Raw genomic sequence first — 23,020 nt, 5'->3', positions numbered from 1 at the left:
CTGCGGTATACGCTTTGGATAACCTTATTACAAATTAAAATTAATAGGCAGGTTGTACTTTACCCTAACTTTCTTACCCTGTTGCACGCCCGGTATCCAGGTACCGCTCATTTTTTTGACAACTCGTAAAGCTTCCCGATCTATATCAGACCGAACACCTTTCACTATTTCGTAATCGCATAGTGTACCATCTGTACAAACCACGAAGCTAACCACTACCTGGCCTGCCACCCGGGCCTCCTGTGCACCGATAGGGTAACGTAAATTCTGATTTAAAAACTGTTTTAACCCCTGCATCCCCCCGGAAAATACGGGAAGCCGATCTTCTAGTTCATAGTTTACAGTGTCATGACCGGCCAAACGTGATCTTCCATCCAGTAAAACACCTTTATCGTAGCGCTCTTCATAAAAATAAGATCCATCACTATAGCGACCCGTCCAGATACCTTGTTTGTAATAATCCTTGTAAACTCCCTGCTCACTAAGTGACGTCTCCTGGTTTTTATCTGTATAGGATTTCACCGTCTTATAATATGTCGTTCGGCCATTTCCATCTTTAACAAACTGCCTGCCTGTGCTATCCCATACGGCCGTAACCCTATCCGAGAGAGCCGGTTCAACAGCCGAACCCATGATTAATTCATGAACTTGCTGAATTTGCCCATTAGGGTACCACGCTATGATTGTCTTCTTATTCTCACTGTAGTCTACTTTTTCGGCAAGTGCCCCATTGGCGTGATAGACGAGTTGTGAGCCAGATACTTTTCCTTCTTTGTAAGAATTTTGTGCCCTTATTACCCCGTTGGCATCTACAGTATATAAATAGCCGCTCAATTTCTGCAACGCTAACTGATGGCCAATTAGATACGCAGGCCGTTCCCGAAAATCAGTTTGTTCACTTTGTTTACGAACGAGCGAGTCACGTGCATACTCTGCCCATGTGTTAGTTACCAACTTATAAAGAACAAGATCACCAGTAGGTAATCCATTCGTATCTATGGGAGCTACTTGCTTAAATTTAACTTGCTTGCTACTATCAGGAAGCAAATTCATGTCAGCGTCAAGGTAAGTAATTTTCAGTCCGTGTTCATAAACAAACGGCGCGTTAGGCTTAAAAAATACGGGCATATTTACCTCCTGAAGAACAGGTTTCCCGTCTTTATACGCCGGTTTCCAGCTATTGAACAGTTTAAACACCCGCAGGGCTTCCCGGTCGCAATCGGGCCGAAGCGTGTTCATCAGCTTTACCTCCGTAATATGTCCGTCTGTTTCGACGACACCACTCAAAATGATACGTCCACCAATACCCAGCGCTTCAGCGGCTATAGGTTTACGCAGATTCGCCTGAATAAAGGTGTTCAAAAACGCAATACCACCAACAGGTTCGGCAGCACTATCGGCTTCAAACCCTTTGTAAACGGTTTGCTGAGCAAAAATGGGTGAACAAAAAAACAGGAAGAAAACAAGTAAATGGTTTCGCATAGTCGATAAGCAGCTTCCCTTTAGGATATATTAAAATTGATCGGCAGATTGTATTTCACCCTCACCTTTTGCCCCCGCTGAACGCCGGGCTTCCAGTGCCCACTGGTCTTCTTGACAACACGCATGGCCTCTTCATCGGCACCGTACCCCACTCCTTTCAACACCTTGACCTCCTGAACGGAGCCATCGGTATTGATTACAAACGAGATAAATACTTTGCCCTGAGCCCGGGCCCGAATGGCATCTTGCGGATATTGTAAATTCTGACTCAGAAACTGTCCTAATGCCTGCATACCGCCAATAAACTCTGGCTGTTGCTGCACAACGGTATACTGGGTTGCGGCTCCGCCTACGGTCCAGGCCTTACCAGTCTGGCAAACCCCCTTTTCATATTGTTCCTCGTAGCCATAAGAACCATCCTCATATTGGCCCCGCCAAACGCCCTGTTTATAGCCATTTTGATAAGCACCTTCTTCAAGGAACATTACAGACTGGGTTGTATCGGCCGTTGCCGTTACCCGTGTACGAGACTTCACGAGGCCCGTACCGGCTACGATTTGCTGATGGCCCGTACTATCCCAATAGGCATTTACCTGTTCCGGGCTACTGGCCTGCTGAGGCTTCGCTTTAGGAACCGTTCGAACTTGCTTTATCTGTCCATTCTGATACCAGGATGTGGTAGCGGTACTTGCCTCAAATTCGTCGATTTTATCGGCGACAAGGCCATTTGGGTGATAGATCAACTCCGTGTCAGCCCGTTTCCCATCCTGAAAGTAAGCCTTCCTGAGGAGCACTCCCCGATCATCTACGCTAATCAGCTGGCCCTCCCACTGTATGATAGCATCCTGATAGCCAATCAGGTAACCCGGCCTTCCTGACTTTCCGCGCAAGCCATTCTCTTTACGAATCAGTGGTAGACGGAAGTCTTCTTTCCAGGCGCTTTTGCTGGCTTTGTACACGACAGCATCACCGGTAGGAATACCCATTGAATCAATTGGCAAAACTTGTTTATACTGCGCCCGGCTGCTGTCGGATAGTGGTTTTCTATCGGCGTCGAAATAGGCAATCCGGACGCCATTTTCGTAAATGAAAGGTGGATTAGGCTTGAACGTAATCGGCATAACAACCTGTTGCCGCACAGGTTTACCACCTTTAATGGCTGGCTTCCACGCATTGAACAACCTGAACACCCGTAAAGCTTCGCGATCACAATCGGGCCGAAAGGTCTTACTAAGCTTTACATCGCTTACGCTACCGTCGATTTCGACAATGCCGCTCACAATCACGCGTCCACCTTCCCCTTTTGCTTCGGCCGCAGTGGGTTTATGTAAATTCGTTTGAAGGAATGTGTTAAAAAAGGGACTGCCGCCACGAGGTTCGGCAGCGCTATCGGCTTCAAATGGCTGGTAAACGGTCGTTTGAGCAGTAGCTAATGAGACCTGGAGAAATAAGGATAGAGCAAGCCAGTACTTCATAACGAGACGATGAATAAATCGTCCGAAATATATGGAAATGACTTTCTTAACCCAAAAGGTACTTATTTATCTACAAGAGAAGGCGTCCTATTGATAGCCGCTCCACACCCATTGAAATCAGGGTTTCCAGTTGAGGCTCCGTAGCGTTGTCCGCAACAATCTTTACACCGACGGATGTCGGAACGAGCCTGCGGAAATCCTGAGCGGCATCAAGCGAAAACTCAGTATTCAGCGCCCCGGTAGCATTTTTAATAAAATCAGCTCCGGCATCGGCAGCGAGTTTAACGGTCTTCTGAATCTGCTCCTGATCGAGCAGCGTTGTTTCCAGGATAACTGTAAAAAACTTTTCCTGCGCATGAACCAGTGCTACCAGCTTGGCCAGTTCAATCTTTAGCCAAACGGACGTGGGCGAGAACAACGCTGATGTATTCAGAACTACTTCAATTTCACTAGCCCCATCGCGTAGTGCCCACTCGATTTCGGTTTGCTTGGCTTCCGTACGCTGATAGCCAAACGGAAACCCAACGACGGTTGACAAGATGGCGGGGTGAGTCTCGCCTAATTCGCGCCGGAACTTCTTGACCCAGAAAGGCGCAACCGTCACGCCTGCCATGCCTAATTGTATGACCTCATCGAGCGCGTTATACTGCTCTCCGATGGTCACACCAGGATGCAGCAATGTCCGTTCGATATACGGGAAGAGATGGTTCATAAAATAAAGAGTGAAAGAGCGAATTACTGATGCAGTACTTTATCGCTCTTTCACTCATTCACTCCGCTTCGGCGGTCCGATTTCGCACGTTAAAATCTAAGAATTAAGATATTTCAGCTTTACAACCTCTTTTGGATCGAGGAAGCGCCATTTGCCCCGTGGCAACTCTTTTTTGGTCAAACCGGCATACGTCGTACGGTCCAGTTTGGTTACTTCATAACCAAGACTTTCAAATATCCGACGTACAATACGGTTGCGACCCGAGTGAATTTCAATACCAACAACATAAGCGTCGGGCGTAACGATACTTACCGCGTCGGGCTTGATCGGGCCATCTTCCAGTTCAATGCCCTGTTTAATGGCATTCAGATGTTCCTCCGTGATGGGCTTATCCAATTCGACCTGGTAGATCTTGCGGATATTATTCGATGGATGCGTCAGCTTATCGGCCAGTTCACCATCATTTGTTACCAGTAATAAACCCGTTGTATTACGGTCCAGACGCCCTACCGGATACATCCGAAAGTTGCCCGCATCGGCCACTAACTCCATAACGGTTTTGCGTTCTTCGGGATCTTCGGTCGTCGTAATGTAATCTTTGGGTTTATTCAGCAGCACATACACGAACCGTTCAGGATTCAGCACCTTCGTGCCATACTTGACCGTATCACCTTCTTTTACTTTATAACCCATTTCGGTCACGACTTTGCCATTTACCGAAATATCACCTCGGGCGATCAGTTCATCGGCTTCCCGACGCGAGCAAACGCCCGAATTGGCAATGTACCGGTTCAAACGAGTCGTATTTGGTCCGTCATTATGACCAGACTGCCGTTTGTCGTCCGACCGATCCCGCTTAAAGGTGTCGGCAGCGCGTGTCTGCTCCAGATTATAATCCGGTGCTTTCGTATAATTACCCGTTCGCCGATCACCCGACTCTTTTCGTTGCTTACCCGTAAACCGGCTTTCGCTATCCTGATCGTTACGCGGTCCGGCCTGGAGAGGTCCGTCGCTACGCGGTCCGTCGCTACGGCGATTGTCGCGGCTCTGATCGTTGCTGCCAAATCGGTTGCGTTCATCGGCTTCGCGGCTGAAACCACCCACCCGCTTGAAACCCGGTTTGTCTGACCCGCCATCGCGCGAAAAACGGGATGAGCCCGTACTCCGGTTATCGCTTCTACGGTCATTTGAGCGAGACGAGTCAGCACGGTTTATGCGTGGGCGATCGCCATCCGGGCGGCCCTCCCGCTTTGGACGGTCGCTGCCAAAGCGATCATTACTCCGGCCCCGGTCATTTGAAGAACGCGGAAAATCCGTATCCCGGTTACGCTGGTCCGGACGATCTTCCCGGTTGACGCGTGGTGCACCGGCTGGTTTATCGCTACGGGGTCCGGCACCGGCAGGCCGATAGGTCCGGTCATCCCGGTTAAACCGAGGCCGATCGCCCTCAGCAGGCCGGTTGAATTTTGGGCGGTCGTTGTCCCGGCTACCACCTCCCGTACGATCACCGTCGGTGGGCCGATTAAACTTAGGGCGGTCATTATCCCGACTAAACCGAGGGCGGTCACCTTCAGCAGGCCGATTGAATTTTGGGCGGTCATTCTGACCACGCTCAAAACGTGGTCCGTCATTACGGGTGTTATCTCGTGATGCGGCTGGCCGAAACGGCCGGCTCGGCGATCCGGAGTCACGAGAATCCGTACCGCGTGATCCACTGCTGCGATCATCCCGATTAAATCGGGGCCGGTCGCCATCAGCGGGACGACTAAATTTCGGGCGGTCGTTATCCCGGCTGAACCGGGGGCGATCATCACTCCTGTTCGAATTGGTGCGTGATCCCGTTGGACCACTGGTGCGGGCGTCATCCCGACGCCCGAATGAACGACCGTCCCGCCGTTGCGGATCACCATCACGGCTTGGTCTGCCTCCCCGATCGTTCTGTTCTGAATCTTGACTCATGGAATAATACAGTAAATCAGATTTTATTTTGATAAATCCGACTGATTGTCAGCATAGCTGTTACTAGAAAATACAAAATGGGCTACAAAGGTAGGGCTTTTACAACCAACCCGACTATGGCCACTTTGCTGAAACGCTTTTTATCCTAAAAACAATCCGCAGAAGGCCTTAGTCGTTAGTCAATACCGAGCTATTGGTACAGATAGTTTTCAATGGTATCAAACAGCCTCCTGACATCCCTCATTCTATCGAAACCTACGTTTATGGCCCGACCAACGTTAACGCCACTCTACACACCCAACAGAAACGCTATTGGACAGTCGCTTTTAAAACGCTATATGGATTGGCTTTTTGTAAAAAAAGGCCTGTATTTTCGGGATTACGATGATTTATGGGATTGGTCGGTAACGGATCTGGAAGATTTCTGGGAAAGCATCTGGCAGTTTTTCGATGTACAAAGTCACACGCCCTATCACCAGGTTATTTTCAGACCAAACCGGGAAGATATGATTGGCGTGAGCTGGTTTTCGGAAGCAACGCTCAATTATGCCGAGCATATTTTTCGTCATCGGAGCCCCAATCGTCCAGCCATTCTTTTTTCCTCAGAGCGCCAACCGGCTGTAGCGAGCCTATCCTGGGAAACGCTGGAGCGGCAGGTGGCGGGCATGACTGCTTTTTTACGCCAGCAGCGTGTAGGCGTTGGTGACCGCGTTGTGGCCGTACTGCCGAATGGCCCCCAGGCTGTTATCGCCTTTCTGGCAACAAATGCCATTGGAGCGGTCTGGTCGAGCTGTTCGCCCGATTTTGGTACGTCGGGTGTCATTGACAGGTTTCAGCAGATCGAGCCTAAACTGCTGATTGCGGCTGACGGCTATAGTTATAACGGCAAAGCGATTGACAGGACAGAATCCATTCGGGAACTTCGTGCCCAATTGCCAACACTTCAACACGTGATTTGGGTACCTTATCTGGATCAGGAAAGTGAGCTAGCCGGTACAACAAATTGGCAAGACGCCCTGGAAACCCCAGCACCCGATGGCCTGACGTTTGAGCCGGTCCCGTTCGACCACCCAATCTGGGTTCTTTATTCATCAGGGACCACCGGCAAGCCGAAAGCCATTACCCATAGCGTTGGCGGCTGTTTGCTCGAACATCTGAAAGCCCTGGGCCTTCATCAGGATGTCCGAATGGGCGATCGCTATTTCTGGTATTCCACCACAGGCTGGATGATGTGGAATTACGCCATTGGCTCCATGCTTGTGGGCTCTACCTTGGTGCTCTACGACGGTGCGCCGGGTTACCCTAACCTAAACGTACTTTGGAAACTGGCCGATACGGCCCGAATTAATCATTTCGGCAGTGGGGCGGCTTATTATCTGGCTTGTTTACGAGCGGGATTACGGCCCGTCGATACCGTAAATTTAAGCTATTTACGAACCATCGGCTCAACCGGCTCACCCCTGCCGCCCGAAGGCTATCGCTGGATTTATGAATCGGTAAAGCCAACCGTTTGGTTAATCTCGCTGAGTGGCGGTACCGACGTATGCAGCGGTTTTGTGGGCGGCAACCCATTATTACCCGTCTATGAGGGTGAGATTCAGTCGCGGCTGTTGGGTTGTAAAGTAGAGGCTTTCGATGAGAATGCCCGACCTGTTCGGGGCGAGTTAGGCGAAATGGTCATTCTGGAGCCAATGCCTTCCATGCCTATTTACTTCTGGAATGATCGCCAAAATGAACAGTATCGAAAAAGTTATTTCGATGTCTATCCTGGCATCTGGCGACATGGTGATTATATCCGCATCACAGAGCGTAATGGCGTTATTATTTATGGTCGCTCCGACGCCACCCTTAACCGGGATGGTGTTCGCATTGGCACCAGCGAGATTTATAGCGCCGTCGAAAGCCTGCCCGAAATAGCCGATAGTTTGATTGTGGGTTTGGAGCAACCGGGCGGCCAATATTTTATGCCTTTGTTTGTGGTTCTGCGCGACGGTTTTTCCTTAACAGACAACTTGATTGCCCATATAAAGCAATCGTTACGAAATCAGTTCAGCCCGCGCCACGTACCCGATGCAATCTATGCCATCACTGATGTTCCCTATACCATTAGTGGCAAGAAACTTGAAACCCCGGTCAAGAAAATCCTGTCGGGTATGGATGCCTCTTTGGCCACGAGTAAAGATACCGTCCGTAATCCAGCCTCTCTGGATCAGTTTATGCGGTTTACCCGATAATCTATGCTGACAAGCTAATGGTTGATATGCCTTAAAATCAAATTCGCCAACGACCTGAGTTGTTGGCGAATTTGATTTAACAATAAAGTATTTAGTAAGCTAAACAGTATACATCTTTTCATATAAATGATAAATCTTATCACGGCTTCGTTTCAACCGCATTTTAACGGTACTTTCTTTTAAATTACATAGATCACTGATAGCGGCAATACTCATACCATCTTCATATTTAAGTTTCAGTAGATCCTGTTCACTCACAGAAAGCGACTCCATAGCCCGGTTAACCAGGAAGAGCGTTTCTTCGTGTACCTGTTCTTCTTTCGTTTCGGCAACATCGTGCTTGAAATCATCGTCCATACCAGTCACCTGAAGTCGTCTGGCCAACCGAATCTGATCGGAGCAGTAATTAAAAGCGATGGAATACAGCCAGGTAGAAAAACTTGACCGTTCCTGAAAGGCATCCAGCTTATGAAAAACCTTCAGAAAAATGTCGTGAGTAAAGTCCTCGGCCTTCAATGGATCTTTTGTCATTGACAAACAACGTCTATAGACTTTGTTCACATAACGATTATAAAGAGCCTCGAAGCAATGCGAAGGCTTACTGGTTAGATACTGACGAATCATCTCTTCGTCACTTAATGGTTGATTGATCATTATAGTTTATGGGTTAGTTATTTACAGGCTAGGTAAATTTCTGTTTACAAGTTAAGCAAGAGCTTATATATTCGGTTTCATTTAATTAACGTAAATATATTAAGTGGCATAGAAATTGATATGCCGCAACTTATTTTACCGATAAATCTTAAATTAATACAATTAGTTTTGCCTATAATCGAGTAAAATTTTGACATTGTTACCGAAAAGTACAATTAAACAACAGTAATTAACTATATATTTACTATTTCTAATTTATGACTCATTTTTATACAAAGACAACGCGCTCCTGTTCGTCCATTTTTAGTCAATTAACCCGCGTCAGAGTCGATCAATCCAGATACGCTTTCGTACATCACCTGTATTCGTATCATGAAAAAGAGTCATTCATTATTTCATTTTTGGTTACTGTTTAGAGATTTTACCTACATATAGTGACACAAATGATACGTCTCTGTTCATAATTTAAATTTCTACGTCTTTTTATAAACCAAAAGAGTCGCCAAGCTTGTAGGAACGTATTTTCCCTACAAACTTGGCGACTCTTTATTTAGATATACTGATTATTATTGGGCTACTTAATTGCGCAGTGTTTTACCACCCGTTAACAAACTCTGAATTCGCTCCAGCGTTTTCTTCTCACCGGTAAGTGAGAGGAAGGCTTCCCGTTCCAAATCAAGTAAGTATTGCTCTGAAACGACCTGCGGTGCACTCAAGTCACCTCCACAAATAACATAAGCTAGTTTATCGGCAATTTTCATATCATGCTCTGAAATGTACCGACCCATTCGCATGGCGGTTAAACCCGCTTTGAACAAGGCAATACCCGTTTTGCCCTGTACTTTAATGTCCGTACGTGGCTTTGGCTGGGTGTATCCATTATCGGCCAGCTCAATAGCAGCCTGCTTAGCTTCGGCCAGTAACCGGCTGCGGTTGAGCACAATCTGGTCCGTTGAGCGGAGGTAGTTCATCTCCCGGGCTTCCTGGGCCGACGTTGACACCTTGGCGGTGGCAATATTCATGAACACGTTTTGCAGGATGTTTAACTCAGGATCGCCGGTTTGGTAAAGATCTGACGCGCGAGCGGCCATTTCCTTAGTACCACCACCAGCCGGAATCAGACCGACGCCAACTTCTACAAGGCCAATATAGCTTTCGGCATGGGCCACCACGCGGTCGGCGTGCAGTACGGCTTCGCAACCGCCCCCCAGCGTGAGCGTATGGGGCGCAACAATGACCGGCACGGATGAGTAACGCAGCCGGGCAATGAGTTTCTGAAACTGGGCAATCATCAGGTTTACCTCGTCGAATTCCTGCTCAACGGCAAACATGAAGAGGGTAGCCAGGTTCGCTCCGGCAGAGAAGGCTTCGGTAGAATCGTTGCCCACGACCAGGCCACGAAAATCTTTTTCAGCCAGCGTTACCCCTTTTAGCAAGGCTTCGGATACACCCTGCCCGAAGGTGTTCATTTTGCTCCGGAATTCAACGTTCAGAATGCCATCGCCAAGATCATAGATCGAGGCATCCGCATTTTTCCAGACCACATTGTTACTTAAATTTTCCAGAATTGTGAATTGCTCCACGCCTGGAATGGCTTTGTAGCTTTTGGTTGGAATATCGTAGTATTTACGCTTGCCGCCGTCCACTTTATAAAAGGAATCGAAGCCCGCGCCGAGCATATCATAGACCCATTGAGCGGGTTTCTTGCCCTGCGCTTCGATCATGTCCAGACCAGCTTTCAGCCCGATGGCATCCCAGGTTTCAAATAAACCCAACTGCCAGCCGAAGCCAGCCGTTATAGCTGCATCGATTCGGTAGAGTTCGTCCGAGATTTCAGGGATGCGGTGGGTAGCGTAAGCGAAGCCGTCCGCGAAGGTTTTGCGGTAAAACTCACCGGCTTTGTCTTTTCCGGCAACCAACACCGGGAAACGCTTTTTGAGGTTGTCGATTGCTTTTGTTCCTTCGAGCGTTGCAAAGCGAATTCCCTTCTGCGACGGCTTGTACTCGAACGTTTTCAGATCGAGGGCCAGAATTTGCGTCTGTCCTGTGGCGTCCTTCGTTTTCTTATAATAGCCCTGACCGGTTTTGTCACCAAGCCATTTATTTTCCATCAGCTTCTGCACGGACGTCGGCAATGCAAAACTCGCCCGCGACTCGTCGTGCTCCATATTGACAAGATTACCCGCCACATTGACGGTCGTGTCAAGTCCTACAACATCCGATAACCGAAACGTGCCCGACTTAGGCCGCCCCACCACCGGACCAGTCAACTTATCCACCTCCTCAACGGTCAGCCCCAGTTCCTCGGCCACCCGAATCGTTTGAATCAACGACTGAATTCCGAGCCGGTTCGCAATGAAACCAGGGGTGTCTTTACACAACACGGTTGTTTTACCGAGGTATAAATCCCCGTAGTTCATCAAAAAATCAATAACAGCCGGATCCGTATCAGGACCGGGAATGATTTCGAGTAAACGTAAATAACGAGGAGGATTAAAGAAGTGCGTACCACAGAAATTACGGCGAAAATCCTCGCTTCGTCCTTCAGCCAACAGGTGCATCGGAATACCGGATGTGTTCGACGTAATGAGCGTTCCGGGTTTACGGAATTGCTCGACGCGCTCATAAACCGACCGCTTAATGTCTAACCGTTCAACAACGACCTCAATGACCCAGTCGTAGGCAGCAATTTCTTTCAGGTTATCATCAAAATTACCCAGCTTCACGCGCTCGGCGAACTTAGGGCTATACAAGGAGGCTGGGCTGGCCTTCAACATAGTCTGGAACGCATCAGTAACGATCCGGTTCCGCACCGCCGGGCTATCAGTCGTCAGGCCCTTAGCCTGTTCAGCAGGATTCGGTTCTTTGGGAACGATGTCCAACAATAAAACATCAGCGCCAATGTTGGCGAAATGAGCAGCAATGCGTGAGCCCATAATACCTGACCCTAAGACGGCTACGCGCCGGATCGTACGATTCTTGGTTTGGGTCCTGGGTTTCTCTAAGGTAGCTTCCATGCGTTTTATTTTACTCGGTCAGGAATGCGAACAAAACGGATCAAGACAGAATCTCCGCTCATTCGTTTTATTCGCGTTTTATCGGTTTAGTTTTAAGTAGGATCACACACGATCAATCCAAAGGCAACTCTTCCGGCTCGCCAGCTTTGATCTTGATATTTTCTTCTTCAACCAGCTTGTTGATTTCTTTCATTACCTCGAAAAAGATAACCAGTTTGTCGAGGGGAATTTTCTCCCGAATCATGTTATTGAACAGAATAACTCCATCGCGGGCCATCTCCCGTTTTGCTTTTCCTTCTTCGGTAAGATAGATCCGAACGAATCGTTTGTCATTTCCATCGACTTCTCGCCGAATCAGGCCACGTTCCTCCAGGCTTTTCAGCATTCTGACCAACGACCGGGGCTCCATTCCCAGCAGCGGACCAATTTTAGTAGCAGGCGTCCCCTCATCCAGGTCAATATTCAGCAATACGTAGCCAATCGCCATGGTGATCCCGAAGCGAGAGGCATTGGCGTTATACATGCGCGAAATGGCATGCCAGCCCCATTTTATATGAAAGTCAACCGTTTTCTCTTTTTTCATGATTGGCGTCGTCCTGTCCCCTTCTGGATGTAAATCTACTATTTTTTTTGGAAACAGTATGCATGCATACTAATAAGTCAAAACCGCACAGGCGTCCCTGCGGGGTTTATGAGATTACCTTGATTTTTATGACAAATACTATTGAACCAGCAAAATCATATAAATTCCGGTTCAGCTTACTCCGCCAGCAATTTATCCACCAGCCGATTGAATTCTTCTACATATTGGTCGTAGTATTTGCCCGTGCCTGGCCCTGAAAAGCCCGTATGGATATGTCGTACCTGTCCTTTTTTATCGATAAAAATAGTCGTTGGGAAAGCCACAACGGCATTCAGGTCCGGCAATGCTTTGGAAGCCTGCGCCTTATCGTTCGTACCCGCCAAGACTATGGGATAGTCGATCTTGAACCGCTGCTTCATGCGTTCAATTTTCGGACCCGATTCGGCCATGTCAGGCGAGCGCTCAAATGAAAGCCCGACGATTTCGACACCCCGTTGCTTGTTACGCTTATACCAGGGGCTTATGAAGTTGGTTTCATCCATGCAATTGGGGCACCACGAACCCATAATCTGCACGATGGTCACTTTATTTTTGAACCTCGGATCGGTACTTGACACCGTTTTACCGCCGGGTTCTGGAAACGAGAAGTTGAGTGTTTTAGCACCTGGCTTCAGGTACGTCAGTTTGGCCGGATCGGGCAGGTCGGCGTTTGGGTCAACGTGAGCTACCCACGACTCGTAGCCCGATACGCCCGCCCATTGGCCACCCGTCAGTGTTTTTGCAACTGCATCATAACGGGCCTTGAAGAGATAAAGGTGCGATCCATCAAAACAGGAGAGCAACAAGCTGTCGCCAATGACATTTCCGTCGAGATAGCGGTAATCGCCAGTTGGTGTGAGGAAGGTGCCACTTAATTTATTCCCCTTTTGGGCAAACACACCAACGGCATTGACCGTATCCACCCTGCCCGTTTTACTGCCAAAATCAGTCGCCCATTTACCCGTTAAGTCAGCTTTAACGGCCGGCTTTCCTTCTGTTTTGAAGCGGTACGTTACGCCATGCTGGGCTTCGAAGGGTAAGGTTTGCACCTGTTGTGCCGTTCGGCGTCGGCGCCATTCGCCCCGCAACAGATTACCGTCTATCTTTGCCACTAATTCCGATTCAAACAAGGCCATTGGTATTCGAATCGAATCACCCTGTACGGTGGCGGGGTCCATAAGCAGGCGTTCATTCCCATTGATGGCAAAAACGGCATAGGTCCGGGCGTCACCCGCGGTTGGCTGAATGTCCAGTCCGAACGGTAATTCGCCACCTTTGGTTTTCAGAACAGCCCGGTATATACCAGGTTTTACGGTTGCCGGGGCCGATTGACCGGAGCAGGCAGCAGGTAGCAACAGCAGGGTACTAGCTACCAGAGGAAGAAGATGTTTCATAGTTTTCAATAAATTCAGGATGCAGGTTGTAGTTGATAAGCAAGTATACGTTCAAATGCGGACATATACCGTTTACTAGCTGAGCATCAACGTCCAAAATAACGACCAATAAATACGGTTAGTTTCTGAATGAGTAATTACCACGAACCAGTTTTATTGCAGGCCTGTATAGATGGGCTGAATTTGCAACCCGGCGGCACCTACGTCGACATAACGTTTGGCGGAGGTGGTCACAGCCGTGAAATCCTCAATCAACTGGAAGGCGGTCGACTCTTTGGCTTCGATCAGGACGCCGACGCCCGCGCGAATGCCCAGGCCATCGGTGACCCCAGACTTACGTTTGTAGCCTCCAACTTCCGCAATATCAAACGCTACTTGCGGCTCTATAAAGCCGAACAGGTAGACGGCATCCTGGCCGATTTAGGTATTTCGTCACACCAGATCGACACGCCGGAGCGGGGGTTTTCGACGCGTTTTGATGCGGACCTCGACATGCGGATGAACCAACAGGCCGACCGGACTGCCCGTCAGGTGGTCAATGAGTATTCGGAAGCGGAGCTGCACCGGATTTTAGGCATGTACGGCGAAATCACAAATGCCCGAACAGCAGCCAGCGCGCTTGTATCTGCCCGCTCAAACCGGCCGATCAACACGGTCAATGACCTGAAAGCCGCTCTTCAACGCTATGCACCACGCGGCAAGGAAAATAAGTTTTTCGCGCAGGTGTTCCAGGCATTACGGATTGAAGTAAACGAAGAGTTGCAAGCGCTGGAAGAATTTCTGGAGCAAGTGCCCGAAATTCTCAAACCGGGCGGCAGGCTGGTCGTTATGTCCTATCATTCGCTGGAAGATCGACTGGTGAAAAATTTCATCAATAAAGGGAAATTTCAGGGGGACGTCGAGAAGGATTTATTTGGCAATGATTTGAAGCCTTTGCAATCGGTGACGCGTAAACCCATCGAAGCCACGCCCGAAGAAATAGCCCGAAATCCCCGCGCCCGAAGTGCAAAGCTGCGTATTGCGGAAAAGATCTAAATCTTCGTTTCAGATAGAAGCTGAATTATAGAAGAGCAGCAGACATTTCTTAAGTTCTTATCAACAAGAAGGGGTTCAGTCTGTACAGACTAAACCCCTTCTTGTTGATAAAGCTGTTTACCTTACTGAGCCGAGACTAACTCTATATCGAAACGCATGGGTGCATAGGGCGGAATGATGGATCGGCCCGCACTGCCGTAGCCGATTTTGGATGGCAGAATGATGATGGCCTTTTCGCCAACTTTCAGCTTAGCTAATCCCTCATCAAAACCGGGTACGGCCTGACCCAGTGTAAAGCCAAACGTACCCGTCCCTGTGCTGTCGAAAGCCGACTGAGACCGTAATAATGTTCCTCGATAACGAACCTTCAACGTTTGGGTAGCCGTTGGCGCAATGCCCGACGGATTTGATACCGTTTTTATAAACCGAAGTCCGCTCAACGTTACCTCCGTCGGCGTCAGTTTATTGGCCGTCATGTACTCGTTAATCTGCTCATCTTCGGTACGGATTTTTTTGAGTGTTACATTCAGGCGAACAGGCGCATTGGGCGGTACTTTGCCGTCGCTGCTTCCGGTTGTTCCAAAGGCATAAGCAGAGGGCAACAGCACGGCAGCCTGGTCGTTCTCATGCATGCGAAGTAGCCCTTCTGTCAGCCCCGGATTTGTGGCGACCAGGTAAGCATAACTCGACTTAGTCATATACGTCGAATCAACAAAACTCTCAACAACCACATTGCTGCTGTTGCGCGTCAAGGCATAGATCGAGTAGTTAAACTCCACCTCCTGACCGTTTGCTGGTGTTACAGTAGATGTACCCGTTTTGGTCAAAGCTACGTAAACGCCGGTATTTGTCATTGATCCGGTCAGACCTTTGCTGGTTGCGTAGGATTGAATATCGGCTTGATTCGATTGCAGAATCGAGTCGTCGGAAGATGTAATATCGTTTTGCTGGCAGGCTGACAACCCACCGATTACCAAAAGACTGAGAATAGATAATGTATGTTTACGCATGAAAATAGATAAAAGTCAAGTTGCACGACCAATAGCAGTGCATAGTTAGTGAGTTATTAATTAATAGTTGGAGAGCAGACGGCCCCCAGCCTTATTTTACCGAAACGACCTCCAGATCGAAGCTAAGGGGTGAGTAAGGGGGAATAACGTAGACTCCATTCTGGGCAGCACCGGTAGCCCCATATCCCAGCGACGATGGAAAGATGACGGTTGCCTTTTCACCTACTTTCAGACTCTTTAATCCTTCCTCAAAACCAGGTACAAATTTAGTTGTCCCAACCGTTTTGGTATCGGTTCCCGTACCGCCCGTAAAGCCGGTTGTAGCTCGTAGGAGTTTCCCGGCATAATTCAGCGTTATTGTCTGGTTGGCAGAAGGCGTAGCACCGGAGGGATTTGCTTTTGTTTTGATAATGCGCACACCTGAATCTGTTGTTTCGGTAACAACCAGCTTGTTGGCGGCAATATAATCGTCAATTTGCTGAGCCTCCGTCCGCGCGCGCTTCAGTGTTACATCGAAACGAACGGGTGAGTTGGCGAGAATACTACCATCCTGAGTACTCCCAAACGCTAAAATCGAGGGCATAATTAGAGTGGCAGACTCACCCTCATGCATCTTTAGAATGCCTTCTTCCAGGCCAGGCTTAAGTGAACCAGCAAAAAATGGGAAGAACGTAGAGGTTGTGGCATAGGCCGAATCCACCTTTTGAGCTGTTACTGTTGTCGAACCACTTACATTGCTAGGACCTTTCAGCACATACAATGTATAAGTAAACTCGATCTCCTGCCCATAGGCAGGTATTACCGTTGTTGAACCAGGACTCGTCGATTTGAAAAAGAGCCCCGATGCGGACGTCGTACCTGAAAGGCCCTGACTAAGCGTGTAACTGCTAATATCGGCCATATTAGCCGTGTACGTAGCAGCCGCATTGGTACTCGCGTCAATATTTTGTTGCTGGCAGGAGGCCAGTCCACCGATCAAAAGGGCGCCGAAAATGACAAATTGAATGATACGCATGAAAAAAGAGTAACTAAGAATTAGTAAATACTACGCTCAATGACCCCAAAACGTGGCAAGACGTTGTAAACCCGTTAATTTTTGTTAATCAGGGTAACAATAGCTGATCAATAACATGAATGACCCCATTGGTTGTGGGCTGGTCACCCTGTTTAATGATCGCTGCTGTCGAGTTTTTGTTGCCCTTAATTGTGATTTGATTAGCAGTAGCCGTAACAGTCAATCGGTTGCCGTTGAGCAACGTATTCAGGTTACCTGTCTGGAGCTGATTAGCAAATAAAGCGCCCGACACCACGTGATAAAGCAGCATGTTGGTTAGTGTTTGCACGTTAGCCGAACTAACGGCAGCCAGATCTTTATAGCCTGCCGACTTAAAGGCGGCATCATTGGGCGCAAACACCGTAACGATATTGGACGTCGACTCATTGCCCAGCGTCGTCAACAGCGTCGAATTACTGGTTCCAACCCGTTGAATGGCCGCCGTCAGGAATGTCAGATCCGGATTGTTTTGAATGGTCGTCAACAGATTACCCGATGACGGGATCAGTACCCGATCTATGCTGTGAATGTAGCCATTTGCCACCGCAATATCGGCCTGAATGAGTTGGGCATTGTTGATGAAAATCTTCCCATCCGACGTTTTATTGAGAAAAGCAATGGATTTACCTACCGTTGCAATCGGGCTCTGGCCCGATGGTATCGTGGATGCTGAGACCGGGCCACCCAACACATGATACAGCAAAATGGCTCTCATTTGCTCCTTTGAGTAAGCCGTAATCGCACCTGGTGTTGCCAAGCCCGATGCTTGGAAAGCCGCATTATTGGGCGCGAACAGGGTCAAATTGCCGCCTTTAAGGACATCGCCAACTTCAGCATAGACCATGGCAGCCCGCAGCAGGGTGAATTGATCATCTTCTATAATACGATCCGTGATGGTTTTGGGGGTAGCAACGGTATCGTCACCATTTTTGCAACTCAACAACGCTATAAACAGCAAAACGATTACAGAAATCTGGCGAGTGCCTATCAAAAAAATGGAGTTCATCACAACAGACGGGGTTAACGAGGGTCTGTACCTAAAAACGCCAGCCCTCAGCTTATTAGTCTTCAGTCGCAAAGATACAGCGGTCCAGGGTAAGTTGATAAATGGGAAGTGAGTAAGTCTTCCGTCAGTAAAAAATACGGGGTGACTGCGTCTGTTACGGACGAACTACCGGCTTATGACAGACTACTTATCGACTTGCGAGTTGTTCAACTAACTTATTAACTGACTAAAATTCCGTATCTTCGCGGTCTTGTTAACTTATGTTAAAACTCCCCCATTGGGATGAAGGAACACATTGACCCGAGCAATCTGCCCCAGCATATAGCCGTTATCATGGACGGAAACGGACGCTGGGCGAAACGACAGGGCGCTGCCAGGGTATTTGGCCACCGCAACGCGATCAAGGCCGTACGCGAAACAACGGAAGGATGCGCCGAATTGGGTATCAAATACCTGACACTCTACGCGTTTTCGACCGAAAACTGGAATCGCCCGAAGTTTGAAGTCGATGCCTTGATGACGCTCCTGGTTCATACCATTCGGGGGGAGATCAAAACACTGATGGATAACAACGTGAAGTTGGCCACCATTGGTCATATCGGTAGCCTGCCCGCCGATTGCCAGCGTGAGCTGGCTGAAGCAATCCGCGAAACAAGCCAGAATACGGGATTGACGCTGATTCTGGCCCTGAGTTACAGCGGTCGCTGGGAAATTCTGGAAGCAGCCCGGCAACTGGCGGCTGATGTGCGCGACGGTAAGCTAACGCCGGATCAAATTGACGAGACGGTCTTCGCACAACATCTCAGCACGGGCGGCATCCCTGATCCCGAGCTCATGATCCGAACCAGTGGCGAAATGCGTATCAGTAACTTTATGCTCTGGCAACTCGCTTATTCTGAACTATATATGCCTGATGTACTCTGGCCCGATTTCCGTAAAGATCATTTATACAAAGCTATTTTAAGTTATCAACAACGCGAACGTCGATTTGGTAAAACCAGTGAACAATTAGTTAAATAAGACAGCGAACGGAGGTCCTATGAGCCAGAAGAAATAGGCTGTACTAGCTACAACCCTTCGATCATAAATTGACTCCTCGTAATCAACAACATAATAGGCATTACACAACTTGGAACACCGTATAAAAGTACTAGTAGGAGCCGTTTGCCTGCTCATAGGTCTGTTGCCTGCGCACGTTCGGGCACAGGTACGCGTTGGCGCTGGCCGTGGCGCTATCGCTCCTCCTACAGAAACGAACGATTTGCTTAATTATGCCAGCCCAAAAGAGTATGAAATTGCTGGCCTGACCGTAACAGGCACCCGTTACCTGGACCCAAACTCACTGGTTTCGTTAGCTGGTCTGAAAATGGGTGATAAAATCCGGATTCCGGGCGAAGCCGTTGGCTCAGCGGTTCGTAAACTAATGGAATCGGGTCTGTTAGACAACGTGGAAATGTTCGCCACCAATGTAACAGACAATAAAGTATCGCTGATGTTCAGGGTACAGGAGCGCCCCCGGCTTTATCGGGTTAGCTTTATGGGTATCAAAAAAGGTGAGCAGGACAACCTGAAGGACAAAGTGAAACTGAATCTGGGTAAAATCGTGACCAACACGATTACCAAAAACACCCAGATGGCTACCCGGAAATACTTTGTTGACAAAGGCTATCTGAACACGAAAGTTAAAATCACGACCATTCCCGATAGCACACGCAACAACGCCACTATGCGCGTATTGGTCGACAAAGGCCAAAAGGTAAAGATCGCCAAAATAAACTTCGAAGGACTGAACGAGGTAGACGAGTCGACGGTGCGGATGAAGATGAAAAGCACGAAGCAACAGCGCTTCGGCCGGGTGTTCACGCCATCGAAATTCGTCCCCAAGAAATACGAAGAAGACAAACAAAAGCTAGTTGAGTATTACAACAAACTTGGCTATCGCGACGCGACGATTGAAGATGATACAATCGTTAACAACGGCAGTAACGCTATCACTATCAACATGAAGTTGAACGAAGGGCATCAATATTTCTATCGGAAAATTGATTTCTCGGGCAACTACCTGTATACCTCCGACCAGCTTCGTTCGGTATTGGGCATCACTAAAGGAGATGTTTATAATCCGGATGATCTCGACAAACGCCTGAATGGTAATCCCGGCCAGGATTTGAGTTCGCAATACATGGACCTGGGTTACCTGTACTACAACGCCCAGCCCATTGAGCGAGCCATTGAAGGCGATTCGATCGACCTCGAAATCCGTATTTTTGAAGGCAAGCAGGCAACGATCAACAAAGTCATTCTGAATGGAAATACTAAAACCAGCGACCATGTGGTTATGCGGACCATTCGAACGTTGCCGGGGCAAAAGTTCTCCAAAACAAACCTGATTCGTACGCAGCGCGAACTATCGACACTCGGCTACTTCGATCCGGAAAAGATTGGCATCAACCCCGTTCCGCAAAGCGATGGTACCGTTGATATTGAGTATACAGTAGAAGAAAAGCCTTCTGACCAGATCGAATTATCAGGTGGCTGGGGCGGTTACGTAGGGTTTGTCGGTACGCTCGGTTTGACGTTCAACAACTTCTCGGCCCGGAATATTCCTAACCTGAAAGCGTGGCGTCCATTACCGGCTGGAGACGGCCAGAAAGTACAGTTGCGTTTTCAGGCAAACGGTTCGCAATACCAGGTGTATTCGTTGTCGTTCACCGAACCCTGGTTAGGTGGCCGCAAACCCAACGCGTTGTCAGTTAGTGCCAGCCATACGGTCTACAAAACGTTCTATGACCCCTTGAACCCGGCCAGTATCTATCAGAGTTTACAGGGTCGTAAACCAACGGGCTCTTACACCAATACGGCCATTACGATTGGGTTAGGGCGGCAGTTGAAAGTTCCCGACGATTACTTTAGCTTAAGCAATTCGATCTCGTTTCAGCGGTATGACCTGAACAACCTCGATTTGTTCTATATCGGCTACAAAGATGGTATTTCGAACAACATTACGTTCAATACGACCTTGTCGCGCAACAGCATCGATAACCCGCAATTCCCACGTGCCGGGTCGTCCTTCACGCTGAGTGGGTCGTTTACGCCCCCCTATTCGGCTTGGCGCACGACGACCGCAACGGAGGCTCCGAAAGACAAATACAAGTTTGTTGAATACCACAAATGGATGTTCGATGCCAGTTGGTTCCAGACAATTTTCGGTAAGTTAGTGCTGAACACGCGGGCTCACTTAGGCTTCCTGGGTAGCTATAACAGCCGCACATCGATCGGGCCATTTGAGCGATTTGTATTGGGTGGATCGGGTCTGGCAGGGCAAGGTCAGTTTGCACTGGCTCAGGACATTATCGGTCTTCGCGGGTACGATGACCGGAGTGTATACACCGCCGATTATGACCGTGCGGTTGATGCCAACTCCCGTAGCCAGGGCGGTGTGGTTTACAATAAGTTTGTGGCTGAACTTCGTTATCCGGTATCGTTGAATCCTTCGGCAACTATTTTCGTGCTGACCTTCCTCGAAGCCGGTAACAACTGGGGTAGCTATAAACAGTACAACCCATTTGACCTGAAACGGTCAGCAGGCTTTGGCGCACGGATCTTTATGCCTGCCTTCGGCTTGATCGGTATTGACTATGGGTATGGATTCGATAAGATTCCGGGCGTTAAGGAAAAAGCATCAGGTCAGTTCCACTTCACGATTGGGCAGCAGTTCAGATAAGATTCGGGCGTATTAAACGTTTTTAATACAGATGTAAAATAAACCGATAAGGTCGTCAAGGCTTTATCGGTTTACTACCATCAGCCTTGGAAATCAATTACTTCCCGTAAATATTGACGCGCAACCAATGAAAAAACCCCTATTTTTCGTACTTTTGTGCGCTGTTTGGCTGACGACACCCGCGCAGGCACAGAAATTTGGGTACGTGGACAGTGAGTTTATTTTTGGCAAAATGCCCGAGTACCAGAAAGCCCTTAGCGAAATTGACAAATTTGCCGATAAGTGGTCAAAAGATATTCAGGACAAATATGTTGAAATAGATAAGCTTCAGAAAGCGTATCAAGCGGAGGAAATCTTGCTGACCGAAGACATGAAACGCGATCGGCAACGGGCTATTAGTGACAAAGAGCGGGAAGCAAGAGAGTACAATAACAAAGTGTTTGGGTATCAGGGACTGCTTTTTGAGAAAAAGAAGGAACTGATGAAAGTCCCGATGGAGTTAATTAATAGAGCCGTTGAGAAAGTATGTGTTCAGAAAAAGTTAGACTTCATGTTCGATAAAGCGTCTGACTTTGTTATGCTCTATACCAACCCCAGGCACGATTATTCGGATTATGTAATGGAAGAATTAGGTTTAGATAGTAAACCAACGGCAACAAATACGAATCCAATCAATAAAACAATCACAAAACCTAAGTAATACAAACAACTAATTCGAGATGAAGAAAAACCTCGTCATGGCGTTTGCAGCGGCCCTACTGTTGGGTGGCTTAAGCGCACAGGCACAAGCCCAAACGACAACACCAGCTACGACCGCTGCAGCTGGTCCATTGAAGTTAGGCTATACGAACATTGATTACGTTCTGTCGCAAACACCCGAAGCAAAAGATATTCAAAACCAGTTAACCATTCAGCGTACGCAATCAGAAAATGAACTGAAGCGGATGCAGAAAGAGCTGGAAGACAAATACGGCGCTTACGAGAAGGGAGCAGCCCAGATGTCAGATGTTATCAAGAAAGATCGGGAAACGGAATTACAGGGCCTTCAGGCTCGTATTCAGGAGTTCGGCCGTACCGCTGAACAATCACTGCAAACGAAGTATCAGCAACTGGTAAATCCGGTTGTGCAGAAAATTCAGAAAGCAATTGATGCCGTTGCGAAAGATAATGGCTATCAATATGTGTTCAACCTGGACGCTGGTGCCAATACCATTCCCATTTTGCTGGTTGCTCCTGAAGAGAACAACATTACGGAACTGGTTCTGAAAAAAATGGGCATCGACCCTGCGAAAGCAGCCGCTGCAGCAAAACCAGCGGCTACGGGTGGTAGCACGCCAGCCAACAAGCCGGCTACTCCTGCAACCGGCTCGGCCGCTACACCGAAGAAAAATTAAGGCATTGTAAACCCACAAAAAAGGCGGTCTCTTTTCGAAAAGAGACCGCCTTTTTTGTGGGTTTACAATAGCCTGAGCCGTTAGCCTAAGTTGATCATTATTCTTTTTATCCCGGAAAAATATAATTATAATTGGCTGCCTATTGAAATTAACTAAGAAAAATCTCAAAACTGGTTTATAATCCGGCCGAGACGAAATCTTAGGCTTATTTTTACGTTTTCCAAAACAGACCACCTTTGAACGTCGCT

Annotated in this window: 17 protein-coding genes; 6 read left to right on the top strand and 11 right to left on the bottom strand. The window is 48.2% G+C overall.

Annotation, left to right across the window (positions count from 1 at the left end; all coding sequences use genetic code 11):
- Positions 1–27: 27 nt before the first annotated feature.
- The 4 genes from ACYVAM_RS06820 to ACYVAM_RS06805 all read right to left on the bottom strand — a co-directional run bounded on the left by ACYVAM_RS06820 (position 28) and on the right by ACYVAM_RS06805 (position 5,628).
- Entirely contained in the window at positions 28–1,482 is a 1,455-nt protein-coding gene (locus ACYVAM_RS06820; RefSeq protein WP_461065225.1) for a TonB family protein, read from the bottom strand.
- 20 nt (positions 1,483–1,502) lie between these two features.
- Entirely contained in the window at positions 1,503–2,957 is a 1,455-nt protein-coding gene (locus ACYVAM_RS06815; RefSeq protein WP_461065223.1) for a TonB family protein, read from the bottom strand.
- 70 nt (positions 2,958–3,027) lie between these two features.
- The gene (locus ACYVAM_RS06810) at positions 3,028–3,669 is read right to left on the bottom strand and encodes a deoxyribose-phosphate aldolase (protein ID WP_461065221.1); all 642 of its coding nucleotides are present in this window, start codon (positions 3,667–3,669) and stop codon (positions 3,028–3,030) included.
- Between the two features lie 96 nt (positions 3,670–3,765).
- Positions 3,766–5,628, bottom strand: coding sequence for a pseudouridine synthase (locus ACYVAM_RS06805; RefSeq protein WP_461065219.1), 1,863 nt, complete (start codon positions 5,626–5,628; stop codon positions 3,766–3,768).
- Between the two features lie 263 nt (positions 5,629–5,891).
- Here ACYVAM_RS06805 and ACYVAM_RS06800 point away from each other — a divergent pair, with 263 nt between their 5' ends.
- On the top strand, positions 5,892–7,862 hold the full coding sequence (locus ACYVAM_RS06800) for an acetoacetate--CoA ligase (RefSeq protein WP_461065217.1): 1,971 nt from the start codon (positions 5,892–5,894) through the stop codon (positions 7,860–7,862).
- A 99-nt stretch (positions 7,863–7,961) separates the two neighbouring features.
- Here ACYVAM_RS06800 and ACYVAM_RS06795 read toward each other — a convergent pair whose 3' ends face one another.
- From ACYVAM_RS06795 to ACYVAM_RS06780, 4 genes are all read right to left on the bottom strand, one after another.
- Positions 7,962–8,393 (bottom strand): RNA polymerase sigma factor, encoded by a 432-nt coding sequence (locus tag ACYVAM_RS06795; RefSeq protein ID WP_461065215.1) that lies wholly within the window; start codon positions 8,391–8,393, stop codon positions 7,962–7,964.
- Positions 8,394–9,094: 701 nt separating this feature from the next.
- Positions 9,095–11,533 carry a 3-hydroxyacyl-CoA dehydrogenase/enoyl-CoA hydratase family protein gene (locus ACYVAM_RS06790; protein ID WP_461065213.1) on the bottom strand — a complete coding sequence of 813 codons (2,439 nt, stop codon included), beginning with the start codon at positions 11,531–11,533 and terminating at the stop codon, positions 9,095–9,097.
- A gap of 112 nt (positions 11,534–11,645) precedes the next feature.
- Positions 11,646–12,116, bottom strand: coding sequence for a MarR family winged helix-turn-helix transcriptional regulator (locus ACYVAM_RS06785; protein WP_461065211.1), 471 nt, complete (start codon positions 12,114–12,116; stop codon positions 11,646–11,648).
- A 176-nt stretch (positions 12,117–12,292) separates the two neighbouring features.
- On the bottom strand, positions 12,293–13,549 hold the full coding sequence (locus tag ACYVAM_RS06780; RefSeq protein ID WP_461065209.1) for a TlpA family protein disulfide reductase: 1,257 nt from the start codon (positions 13,547–13,549) through the stop codon (positions 12,293–12,295).
- A 129-nt stretch (positions 13,550–13,678) separates the two neighbouring features.
- Here ACYVAM_RS06780 and rsmH point away from each other — a divergent pair, with 129 nt between their 5' ends.
- Positions 13,679–14,584 carry a 16S rRNA (cytosine(1402)-N(4))-methyltransferase RsmH gene (gene rsmH, locus ACYVAM_RS06775; protein WP_461065207.1) on the top strand — a complete coding sequence of 302 codons (906 nt, stop codon included), beginning with the start codon at positions 13,679–13,681 and terminating at the stop codon, positions 14,582–14,584.
- Positions 14,585–14,706: 122 nt separating this feature from the next.
- On the opposite strand, the gene ACYVAM_RS06770 is transcribed toward rsmH, so the two are convergent.
- The 3 genes from ACYVAM_RS06770 to ACYVAM_RS06760 all read right to left on the bottom strand — a co-directional run bounded on the left by ACYVAM_RS06770 (position 14,707) and on the right by ACYVAM_RS06760 (position 17,654).
- A complete protein-coding gene (locus ACYVAM_RS06770; RefSeq protein ID WP_461065205.1) occupies positions 14,707–15,594 on the bottom strand; it encodes an FKBP-type peptidyl-prolyl cis-trans isomerase in 888 nt (295 codons plus the stop codon).
- Between the two features lie 91 nt (positions 15,595–15,685).
- The gene (locus ACYVAM_RS06765; RefSeq protein WP_461065203.1) at positions 15,686–16,609 is read right to left on the bottom strand and encodes an FKBP-type peptidyl-prolyl cis-trans isomerase; all 924 of its coding nucleotides are present in this window, start codon (positions 16,607–16,609) and stop codon (positions 15,686–15,688) included.
- Between the two features lie 88 nt (positions 16,610–16,697).
- Positions 16,698–17,654 carry a fasciclin domain-containing protein gene (locus ACYVAM_RS06760; RefSeq protein WP_461065201.1) on the bottom strand — a complete coding sequence of 319 codons (957 nt, stop codon included), beginning with the start codon at positions 17,652–17,654 and terminating at the stop codon, positions 16,698–16,700.
- 282 nt (positions 17,655–17,936) lie between these two features.
- On the opposite strand from ACYVAM_RS06760, the gene ACYVAM_RS06755 reads away from it, so the two are divergent.
- From ACYVAM_RS06755 to ACYVAM_RS06740, 4 genes are all read left to right on the top strand, one after another.
- On the top strand, positions 17,937–18,674 hold the full coding sequence (locus ACYVAM_RS06755) for an isoprenyl transferase (RefSeq protein WP_461065199.1): 738 nt from the start codon (positions 17,937–17,939) through the stop codon (positions 18,672–18,674).
- 109 nt (positions 18,675–18,783) lie between these two features.
- Positions 18,784–21,378 carry an outer membrane protein assembly factor BamA gene (gene bamA / locus ACYVAM_RS06750; protein WP_461065197.1) on the top strand — a complete coding sequence of 865 codons (2,595 nt, stop codon included), beginning with the start codon at positions 18,784–18,786 and terminating at the stop codon, positions 21,376–21,378.
- Positions 21,379–21,505: 127 nt separating this feature from the next.
- Positions 21,506–22,078 (top strand): OmpH/Skp family outer membrane protein, encoded by a 573-nt coding sequence (locus ACYVAM_RS06745; protein ID WP_461065195.1) that lies wholly within the window; start codon positions 21,506–21,508, stop codon positions 22,076–22,078.
- Positions 22,079–22,097: 19 nt separating this feature from the next.
- Positions 22,098–22,772, top strand: a complete 675-nt coding sequence (locus ACYVAM_RS06740; RefSeq protein WP_461065194.1) for an OmpH/Skp family outer membrane protein — start codon at positions 22,098–22,100, stop codon at positions 22,770–22,772.
- The last annotated feature ends 248 nt before the right edge of the window (positions 22,773–23,020 follow it).

It is taken from the genome of Spirosoma horti (assembly GCF_054776595.1).
The sequence above is the reverse complement of the archived record's forward strand: the minus strand, read 5'-3'. Positions and strand labels throughout refer to the sequence as shown.

Coding starts and splice junctions, on each gene's coding strand:
- ACYVAM_RS06760 (WP_461065201.1), bottom strand. CDS start 17,654: ATGAACTCCATTTTTTTGATAGGCACTCGCCAGATTTCTGTAATCGTT.
- ACYVAM_RS06820 (WP_461065225.1), bottom strand. CDS start 1,482: ATGCGAAACCATTTACTTGTTTTCTTCCTGTTTTTTTGTTCACCCATT.
- ACYVAM_RS06785 (WP_461065211.1), bottom strand. CDS start 12,116: ATGAAAAAAGAGAAAACGGTTGACTTTCATATAAAATGGGGCTGGCAT.
- ACYVAM_RS06800 (WP_461065217.1), top strand. CDS start 5,892: ATGGCCCGACCAACGTTAACGCCACTCTACACACCCAACAGAAACGCT.
- ACYVAM_RS06790 (WP_461065213.1), bottom strand. CDS start 11,533: ATGGAAGCTACCTTAGAGAAACCCAGGACCCAAACCAAGAATCGTACG.
- ACYVAM_RS06745 (WP_461065195.1), top strand. CDS start 21,506: ATGAAAAAACCCCTATTTTTCGTACTTTTGTGCGCTGTTTGGCTGACG.
- ACYVAM_RS06740 (WP_461065194.1), top strand. CDS start 22,098: ATGAAGAAAAACCTCGTCATGGCGTTTGCAGCGGCCCTACTGTTGGGT.
- ACYVAM_RS06805 (WP_461065219.1), bottom strand. CDS start 5,628: ATGAGTCAAGATTCAGAACAGAACGATCGGGGAGGCAGACCAAGCCGT.
- ACYVAM_RS06780 (WP_461065209.1), bottom strand. CDS start 13,549: ATGAAACATCTTCTTCCTCTGGTAGCTAGTACCCTGCTGTTGCTACCT.
- ACYVAM_RS06770 (WP_461065205.1), bottom strand. CDS start 15,594: ATGCGTAAACATACATTATCTATTCTCAGTCTTTTGGTAATCGGTGGG.
- rsmH (WP_461065207.1), top strand. CDS start 13,679: ATGAGTAATTACCACGAACCAGTTTTATTGCAGGCCTGTATAGATGGG.
- ACYVAM_RS06755 (WP_461065199.1), top strand. CDS start 17,937: ATGAAGGAACACATTGACCCGAGCAATCTGCCCCAGCATATAGCCGTT.
- ACYVAM_RS06810 (WP_461065221.1), bottom strand. CDS start 3,669: ATGAACCATCTCTTCCCGTATATCGAACGGACATTGCTGCATCCTGGT.
- ACYVAM_RS06765 (WP_461065203.1), bottom strand. CDS start 16,609: ATGCGTATCATTCAATTTGTCATTTTCGGCGCCCTTTTGATCGGTGGA.
- ACYVAM_RS06815 (WP_461065223.1), bottom strand. CDS start 2,957: ATGAAGTACTGGCTTGCTCTATCCTTATTTCTCCAGGTCTCATTAGCT.
- ACYVAM_RS06795 (WP_461065215.1), bottom strand. CDS start 8,393: ATGACAAAAGATCCATTGAAGGCCGAGGACTTTACTCACGACATTTTT.